Consider the following 740-nt stretch of genomic DNA (forward strand, 5'->3'; position numbering starts at 1 on the left):
GGCCCGGCGTCCGGTGGGGCCGGCTCTCGGTGGCCGTCGCCCACGACTTCCGCCGCGTCCTGTACTCCCCGGCGTGGCGATGGACGCCTTCCTGTCCGTGTCCGGCCGCGAAGTGGCCTTCAGGTGCGCTTCGTGTCAGCGCCGGGGGCACGGAGAAGGCCGCCTCCCCGGTGCTGCGGGCCGCCGGCCCGGCCTGGTCCCTGACCGCGGACGTCACCGGCGCCGACTACGTCGAGCTGGTGGCCTCCGACGGCGGGGACGGCAACGGCAACGACCACGCCGACTGGGGCGCCGCCGCTTCCACTGCGGGGGCTGATCACGCCCGGCGGGCGGCCCGGTACGGTGGGGCCGCCCGCCCGGATTAGCCCAAGCAGCGCACAGGACGGGACTCGGCTGTGACGTGATTCTCGGTCGGCGAGCTTGTCGGACCTCAACAAAGGGCGACCCGCCTGAGCTGGTGGTTGGTGCTCTGTGCGGAATGGTTCTGTCAAAGGCCGACAGGAGAACGGGCAGGAGACTGTACAGAGTCAACGGCGGAGTTTCCTTGGTCGGATCCGTAGGGTCGATGCATGACCGTTTTGGACGAGACCACCAGCGAGCCGAGCGACGCACGTGGCCGCGTGGCCGAGCTGCACGAGATCCGTGAACAGGCGCTGCGCGGTCCGAGTGAGAAGGCGACCGGGGCGCAGCATGCGAAGGGGAAGCTGACGGCCCGGGAGCGGATCGCGCTGCTGTTGGAC

At 70.8% G+C, this 740-nt stretch carries 2 pseudogenes; both read left to right on the plus strand.

Annotated elements, in window-relative coordinates:
• Positions 1-134: 134 nt before the first annotated feature.
• Positions 135-316 (plus strand): annotated as a pseudogene (locus IE198_RS36880) (NPCBM/NEW2 domain-containing protein); the annotation flags it as partial.
• A gap of 253 nt (positions 317-569) precedes the next feature.
• A pseudogene (locus IE198_RS34790) lies at positions 570-740 on the plus strand (methylmalonyl-CoA carboxyltransferase); the annotation flags it as partial.

The sequence above is a fragment of the Streptomyces xantholiticus genome (genome assembly GCF_014651015.1).
Classification (GTDB): domain Bacteria; phylum Actinomycetota; class Actinomycetes; order Streptomycetales; family Streptomycetaceae; genus Streptomyces; species Streptomyces xantholiticus.